At 51.0% G+C, this 8,397-nt stretch carries 4 protein-coding genes; 1 reads left to right on the forward strand and 3 read right to left on the reverse strand.

Features of this window, described 5'->3' with window-relative positions; genetic code table 11:
• Positions 1-99: 99 nt before the first annotated feature.
• Together QUA74_RS28875 and drmD are read right to left on the reverse strand one after the other, a co-directional pair.
• Positions 100-3,417: an Eco57I restriction-modification methylase domain-containing protein gene (locus tag QUA74_RS28875; RefSeq protein WP_333336041.1), complete on the reverse strand. Its 3,318-nt coding sequence runs from the start codon at positions 3,415-3,417 to the stop codon at positions 100-102.
• Entirely contained in the window at positions 3,414-6,692 is a 3,279-nt protein-coding gene (drmD, locus tag QUA74_RS28880) for a DISARM system SNF2-like helicase DrmD (RefSeq protein ID WP_333336044.1), read from the reverse strand. Before drmD ends, QUA74_RS28875 begins: the two co-directional genes overlap by 4 nt.
• A 492-nt stretch (positions 6,693-7,184) precedes the next feature.
• Between drmD and QUA74_RS28885 the strand changes: the two genes are divergently transcribed.
• Entirely contained in the window at positions 7,185-7,307 is a 123-nt protein-coding gene (locus tag QUA74_RS28885; protein WP_333336047.1) for a hypothetical protein, read from the forward strand.
• Positions 7,308-7,591: 284 nt separating this feature from the next.
• On the opposite strand, the gene QUA74_RS28890 is transcribed toward QUA74_RS28885, so the two are convergent.
• Positions 7,592-8,397 (reverse strand): aconitase family protein (locus QUA74_RS28890; RefSeq protein ID WP_333336049.1); only part of this gene is annotated, 806 nt, incomplete at its 5' end.

Consider the following 8,397-nt stretch of genomic DNA (forward strand, 5'->3'; position numbering starts at 1 on the left):
ATAATTATGAGTTAGCTCTAGGGGGATTAAATTGAAAACCTTCTATTATAGCATAGATTTTTTTTGCAAGAGGTCTAGTATAAATTCCTGAAGGAACAATCATCCCCATGCGTCCCCGTGATGTAGCAAAACAAGAGACAGTTCTAAAAACATCTTGTAAGTATTAATATCCGCTGAGCCTTGATGCTGGAACGGGTGGCGGGGTTCAGCATAACCCTGACGCTTCCGGCGCTCCCTGCGCCAAACTTCGTGCAAATCTCGATTTTCCTTCTTGGACCTAGACAAACTGAAGTTCTCGCCCCCGTCTGCTTCATCTCCAAATGGAAACGCCACATATTTATTCCAATTTGACAGTGCTTTCAGGCGATCGCAATACGCCAACCAATCGCGCTCAATTGCCACATCCTTATTAAAATATTCCAACTGCTTGTTTAACGCTTCCTGCTTCCCGTAGGTGCGATAAAGCGGGTCAACATTAGAGAAAAACTCCATTGAATTTGGCTTTTGAATTTCCCAAGGCGGATTGCCAATAATCCCATCAAATCCCGCATTAGCACTGGCAAATACGTCAGGAAACTCTAACTCCCAGTGGAAAAACTGATATTTCTGGGCTAGCTGCTCAATAATTGTCGCCGTTTCCGGTGGCGGATTGAAAAAGCGTCCCGGTGTCGGGGCAATCTCAATCTCTTCCGCAGGCCAAAACCACACCGCACACCAAGTATCAAACGCCAACCGCAACAGGCGAATCGCTTCACTTCCTTCAATGCGTTCCTGATAGCGCCGTTCCCGTTCTTCCGTTTCAAAAACTGGCAAATCGTGCAATTCTTCAAAAACTGCCTTTGCCTCATCGTGAATTGTATCGGCACTTTGGGGCAGTTCAAACTCCGGCAAAGGCAAGCGCAATTGCTGGCGGCGAATCGGATCGAGTGCTTCAACCAGTCGCTTCAATTCTGCCTTAACGACATCATTCTTGGCATCCTTAATCGCCTGCGTCCACTTGTCCCCCTTCTGCTGCAATTTCCCCTTCAGGTTCACCTCGCGGAAATGATGCACAAAACGGGTGTGATTTTCATCTCCTCCTTTCCGTTCCCACGCCATCGCTGGATAATCCTGAAAGCGATCAAACCAACACCCCACCAGCGAATTGCCGCACTTTAATTTGTGGTCGAGGAAGCTAAACGGCAGCATCCTGTCCATCGTTTCCACCCACAGAGACAGACGCGCCAACTCCACCGCCAAGGGGTCAATATCAACCCCATAAATGCACCGCTCTACAATATACCGCTTGAGTCGCGCTTTCAAACGTTCCTCAAAATCATCCGCATCCGGCAAAACCGGCAGCGTCTCTTCCAGCAGCGAGTTTGTCCCCCCTCCATCTGCCAAACGGCACAAACTTTTATCGCCGTGCGCTTCAATGCGGTTGTGATAGTGCAAACTTTCATAAAGGGCATCGGTCAAAAACCTCAGCGCCGCTACGGGAAACGAACCCGAACCCATCGCCGGATCGCAGACTTTCAGTGCTAAGATTTCCTCTGGTTTTTTAGGCACCTCTCCCTCATAAACCAAAGGTTGCAGCGTGCGCCGCGTCGTCGGAATTGCCAATTGAGGGCGAGTGTAGAACGTCCCGGAACCCTTGCGCGTCCCTCCCCACCGTACCAGAAACCACTCACCCGGCAACACGATCCGAGCAATCAGGCGATCGCCTGCTTTGCTGACCTCTTGCTGGTAGGCTGCTACAGCTTCCGGCTTTTTACTTCTCGGTTTCGCTACCAGCTTCCCCGCTTGAACCGTCCGCATCGCCCACTGACGGGCGCGTTCTCTCAACTGCTGAACTTTATCGACATCTGCTTCCAGTTCCTCCAGTTCAGCTTCTGCCTCAGCTTCCGCTTCAGCTTCCGCCTCAGCTTCTGCCTCAGTTTCTGCCTCAGCTTCCTCCGTCTCCTCTTCCCCCGCCTCGTCGGAGTCTTCCCCCGCCGCCAGTTTTGACGTTTGCTTGAGCTTTTCGACCAAATTCGATAAAGCTGCATCATCCATCCCTTCCAGACGCGCCAGAGGGAGAACCGGTTCGGCGCCCAAATTGAGGAAGATCATTGGGTCATCTTCACCAGCGCGACGCAACTCGAAGTCCAGCAGCCCCTCGTACAGAATGCCGATATACTCCGAGGACAAATCGGAAAAATCCACCGGCGCTTCTACCCAAGTGGTGCTGCGCCCCTGACGCACTTTCACCTTGCTGCGGCACAGCAATTCTAAAATGCGATAAATCACTGCATCCGAAGGCGCGTTTTCCGGGTGCTCGAATGCCGAGAGCGATCGCAATATCGCGTCTTTCGCGTCCGGGTTGCCTGGTGTGAAGAGTCCTCCCCCATATCGCGACACCGGCAGCGCTTCGTGAGAACACCCCCGATCGACCAACTGGAATAAAGCCAGCAACCGAGGCCAAGCGCTGAAGCCATTTCGCAACCGTTCTGTTGCCCGTCCCCCGGCGAGGCGATCGAGCTGTTCGCGCAATCCTTGAATGCCGTAGGAACCGTGATAAATCGGGTTGTTTCGAGGTAGCAAGTCCCGCGCCTCCGCAAACAGAATCACCACGCAGCGCATGATAATGCGGGTGGCAGCTATATAAATGTCCCGATTCCCGACTCCCAACTCCCGACTGCCTAGCCCCGACTCCCGAATCAACAGCTCAACTGCCAATCTAACCCGTTCTCCCAGAACGCCAGACAGTTCGGCTTGACCTTGACGAGATGCGGCGATCGCGGCAATCAGCCGACTGGGGGCATCTACTTTTTCCGGGTGCAGCGAATCGTGTCCCAACAACAAGCGCAGCGCCGCTACCTGCAACCCCGGCTGCCCCTCTTCAAACCACAGGTCAATATCCCACTCGCACCAAGCATCGTAATCGGTCCCGGCGTGAATTAACCGCCACTGGCGACCATTCGTTAATAAAGCAATTTTTTGATTGGCTTTTCGCAACCATTCGATCGCGCGGGAAACGGCACGCCGTCCTTTGCCAATTCCCAACCGCGCCACCACTCTGCTTTCTGCATCTGCCACAAAAACAGGCAGAATTCCCCCCTGCGGATCTAACCAAACGCGACGCGGTTTAATCGATTCTTTAGTAATCGCTTGTTGCGTCCAGCTTCTATCGACCGCACTGCCTTTAATCCACCAGTCTTTCGATAGTTGCAGCACGTCTTCTAAAACAGTATCGAGCAAAGAGGCGATCGCCCCTTCGTCGCCGCTGCGAACTCGATTCACGTCTCGCCGCAACCGATCTTCAACGTGACGTGGCAAGGGCGAAATCTCGTCAGGAAAGAACTCTGCCAGCTTCGACGGCGCAACCAACAGCCCCCCATGTTTTAAAGAAGCCCACCAGGAATAACGGTCTACAGTTTGTAGGGAATTTGCCATCATTTTGCCACCTCCGGCAGGCGAATTTCAACTGTAACGGGGAAAACTCGGGCAGTGCCTCGCAAAGTATAGCGTTTGGGCAAAATTCCTTCCATCACGCGGGTTTGCTCTATTTTCAGAAAATCCAGCAATTCCTGATAGTGGCTGCGTCGCCTTTTCAGTTCATCTTCTAAGTCGCGCAGGCGTTCTTCTTTCGAGCGAGTATCTTCAGGGAATAAAGACAATTGCTGCATATCTTCCAATAGTTTATCCCGCTCTTTCTCGATTTTCTGTAGCGACGTCTCTTTCATCGCCCGTTCCACTTCTGACAAGCGAGACTTAAACCGTTCCTTTTCTTCCTTGAGGGCAATTTCCTTGTTTACCTTGAGTTGAGCTTGCAGGCGTTCAGTTAACTCTTTCTCCAGTTGCCTAGAAATCTCCCTCACCTCAAAGGAAATCTCGTCCCACAAATCGCGCGATCGCTGAATATCTGCTTCGCTGACTGGACGAGATAGGGGGCGATCGTCCGAGGCGGGAACGTGCGGCAGCGGTTCGCTCAACTCTCCATTTTTCACGGGAAATCGCACCGTTCGCACCCAATGGTGGAAAGGTTCCCGTAGTTCATTGACTGCCAATTCTTCTACCGTTAGCAGCAGCAAAGCATCTGCCCCGGCTGGAATTTTCCCATAACGCACCGTCCACCGACTCGCCACTTGATTTTCAACGCTGCCGGGAAATCTCGCCCGCGCAAACATCGCCAGTGCTTGGTGAAAGAGGGGATGTCCCAAGTGCAACAATACCGTATCTTTGGCAGGGCGAAATACGGGACGACCGCTGCGATTTTGGATAAAATGTTGCGGGTCGAAAACAAGGGCTGGCAGCGCCCCTCGCTGACCGCTATCCGTTTCCACCCGCAAATAATCGTCAATCAAAGGTTCCCATTTTGGGGGAATCGGAATTCGCAATCGCAATTTTCCTTGTTCGTCTGGCCCTTCAAACCTCGGCAATCCAATCCCCAATCCCAAAGCAATTTCTAAGGTACTTTTGAGCGTTTCTGAGGTGAGGTCAATTTCTCGTTCAAATTGTTTGAGAGCGATCGCGCAGTCGCGCTCATTTTCTACAGGAGACTGTCGCGGAATCTGGACGCGATCGCGCCGTTTTGCTACCGCTTCATCCAATCCTCGGATGATGGAATGAGTGTCTTCTAAATCGACAAATCGGCGCTGAAATGCAGCATCGAACACTTCCCCCATCGAGCCTAATTCTTCTCGAATAGTATTGACTTTACTAACAACGTGCGCTAAAAATTTCAAGTCAGCATCATCTTCACTGGTAAAGTGAAAAACAATTACATCCCGCGCCTGACCGTGCCGGTCTAAACGTCCGTTTCTCTGGTCGAGACGGGCCGGATTCCAAGGAATATCGTAATGCAAAATAAGATGGGCCGTTTCTTGTAAGTTCAACCCTTCTGATGCCGCATCAGTCGCGACCAAAACGCGAACGGGGTCGTCAGGGTCATTAAAGGCTTGCTTAATCTCCTCCCGGTCTTTGTCCGGCAAACCGCCATACAAGACGCGAATGGCTTGGGGGTCTTTTTTGAAAGTTTCCTTGAGGCGGCGTTCCAGATAGTCTAGCGTGGTTTTATATTCAGTAAAAATAACCAGGCGATCGCTCTTAACCCACTCGGTGCCGTTGCGGAGATACTGCTTAATCAGTATCAGCAGGCGTTCCCACCGCTCATCTTCTGAGGGAGTTGGGAGTTGGGAGTCGGGAGTCGGGGGAACTAAATTTAATTGTTCCAAAGCCCTGTCAACCTTGGCAATTTCTTCACTCAGGTGAGGAACTAGAGGTTTTAGCCAAGCCCCTGTAGTTTTAGCGGCGTGTTGCAAGCGACCTTCCGTTTCGCGATCGTCATCCAAATCTTCCAAAGTCGCTCGTTTTGCAGCTTGAACTTCTGCCAGTTCTGCTAATTCGTCTCGCTCGATTCCTTCTTTAAAGCGATACCAAGAGTTCGCCAAGGTATAAGGGCAAGACAGCAGGCGTTTGTTCAGCACCTCCACGGCAAACGACCCGGCTAACTGGTCGGTTTTTTTGGCACTGGCAATTGCCGACTTGACAGCCGCGCGAAATTCCCCAAAAGCGGCGGAGAGTCGTTTTTCTTTGGCTCCAAAATAGAGGGGAATCGGTTCGGGGATGCGATCGCCAAACCGAGGCGCGCGGCCGGCTTGCTCGTCAAGCTGGTTGAGTTCTCGCTTGAGCCTGCGGACGACCACTTCTGAAATTCGTTGTTTAAGTGCGTCTGTAAAGTCGCTAGTTTGCGTAAATCTTACCGGGTCGAGCTGTTCGAGCAATCCAGAAAAACAGCGGGTGTGACCGTTGTGGGGCGTTGCCGTCAGAAATAACTTGTGTTCAAACCAAGGCGAAATAGAGCGCAACATTTTTGACAAGTCGCTGTCCTCGCCAAAGTTTGACGGCATCAAGTTGTGGGCTTCATCCACAATCAATAAATCCCAGGGCAATTGCGCTGAGCTATCTGGCTGGCTGCAAGCGGCTCGGAATTGCTCTAAGACATCGGGTTGGCGCAGGTAATGGTAAGAGGTGACGATACGGGGATAAGTCCGCCAGGGGTTGGCATCGAGTCCGAGGCGCTTTTGCAGGGCGTGAGTTTCGGCGCGATCGATGACGTCAAAAGTGAGGGAAAATTTGGCTTTCATCTCTTGCTGCCACTGCTTGCGGAGGGCAGCGGGACAGAGAATCAGCACCCGCCGAATTCGCCGGCGCAGCAGGAGTTCCGTCAGGATTAACCCCGCCTCAATGGTTTTGCCCAACCCAACGTCATCGGCGAGTAACAAGGAAATTCGGGGCATCCGCAAAGCTTTGAGCAGAGGGACTAACTGAAAGTCTTCCACCTGTACGGCTCCAAAAAAAGGCGAAGCGATGGGGGAGTGGGGCAGTGCAGCGGAGCGATCGGGGTTCAGGAAAGGAGAGAGTGCCGTCCAGCGAGTGGCCCGTTGTAGGGCATCAAAGTCGGCTTCAGGCATGGGGGGGTCAGTCGCGACTTGAGGGAGGGCGGTTGGTTCTAGGAGGGTGGCGTTGGGTTCCCGTTCCCAGATGAGGGTATCTTCTGAGATACCATCCGAATCAGTGTATTCTAAGCGAACGAGGTGCAGTCGGCCCTCCAGAGTACCATCGAATGACTCAACTGAGGCGACCAAAGCACGACGGTTGCGGACTGTGGCAAGCATCCCCACTCGTGGGGGAGTGGTTGAATTTGTATTGGTTCTGTGACTGGGTGTCATCGGGACCTCGTTGCTTTCTCTCTATTCAACAGTAACTCGAAGCAGTAGGCGTGCGCTCCCTTGTTCATGGGAGCTATGAGCGATCGTCTACCGAGCGAAACAACTTCGTAGTGACCTCTGCTTTTTGCAGTTCGATACATCTAGTAGTCGAATAATTTCCTCAGTGAATTATTTAACCAGACATCTAGATGTTTAGATGATTAAATCGCAAGGGTAATCTGTTATCTCCTTAAAAACCGCCTGTAAGAATGCCCTTTTAGCAATCTTCTCGCTTAAACCGCTTTACGTTTCATCGTTAATACGGACACTTTCGCGATCGCTTACCGCAGGAAGTAAGAACGCCCGTTCCAGAATTCGGGGTGCATTTAAGGAATGAAAAATAAATAAGGTGACTAATAGAGCAATAGTTTACCTTGGATCAAGGCTTCTAGGGTTTAATTGTGCAAGTTATGATTTTTCATTCCTAAGTGGTGACAGAGGTAAGATCGCTTTATGCCCCCCAACGGCTGCACGCTACAGGTCGCTTTCTGCAAGCTCACTCAACAAGCGATCGCCCTCCTGACGGCCCGCACCCCAACTGTTGCCCTAAACGGGTATCCCCAAATCTTGCCCTAGTGATGAAATAGTTTTTTGAGAGTATCAGATAAATGAGGCGGTGGGGACTCAGCCGTTTCAATCGGCACGATTGAGGCATCATTAATCCTCGCCGATCGCATAAGGGGCGATCGCTCTCATCATCGGCAAAAAAGTGAAAACCTCGACAGTTTTCCAGAGGCGATCGATCGCCCCCTGAGAAATAGTGCTGTACAAAAAAGACAGAAGCTTTGCCTGTCAAGGTTTAAAAATATCCAAACTTTTATTCCTTACCTGCTGAATATAGCATCAAACCCTAAATAACCTCATTCGCTTGCATCGCTAAGGCGATCGCTAATTTTTCCCTCAACTGCCGAAATAGCTACCACGCGGGGAGAAGCTAAATAGTTTTTCGCCGTTGGATCGCCGCTTCGCCCTTTGAAATTGCGGTTGGTCGCATAAACCCCTGTCTCTTCTTGAGTAAGTATCCCAAGTCCGGCATTAATACAAGCGCCACAGCCTGATTTGAGAATGGTGGCTCCCGCCGCTTCAAATATTTGCATATACCCTAAATTCTCAGCCTTTTGGCGCACCTCAAAAGAAGCGGGTACGATAAAAAGGCTGACACCAGGAGCTATACGGCGACCTTCAAGCACCTCAGCAGCTTGAGCGAGATCGAAAAGTTTTCCCCCGGTACAAGAACCAATAAAAGCTTTGGTAATAGGAATTTCTCCTAACTTGCTAATACCAATTACTTGGTCTGGTTTGGGGGGACGAGCGACCTGCGGTTCTAAATCGCTCAAATCAAACTCATAGATTTGTTCATAAGATGCCTCGGAGTCGCTACCAACGTCCTCAAATAAATCTTGACCGCAGTTTTGCAGATATTGGCGAGTTGTTTCATCAGGAGCAATTACCCCGCACATTGCACCGCACTCAATCGCCATGTTCGAGAGTGTCATGCGTTCTTCCATTGGCATCTGGTCGATAATACTGCCTCGGAATTCCATGACTTTCCCCGCAGCGCCGTCACAGCCAATTTTGCTGAGAATAAATAGGGCTTGCTGAAAAAGTGAGAAAACAGCATTTAGAAAGATGAGTGAATTCGAGTTCTCCTCGGCAATATAAGTTT

The organism is Microcoleus sp. LAD1_D3, from assembly GCF_036702135.1.
In the GTDB taxonomy this organism is placed as follows: domain Bacteria; phylum Cyanobacteriota; class Cyanobacteriia; order Cyanobacteriales; family Microcoleaceae; genus Microcoleus.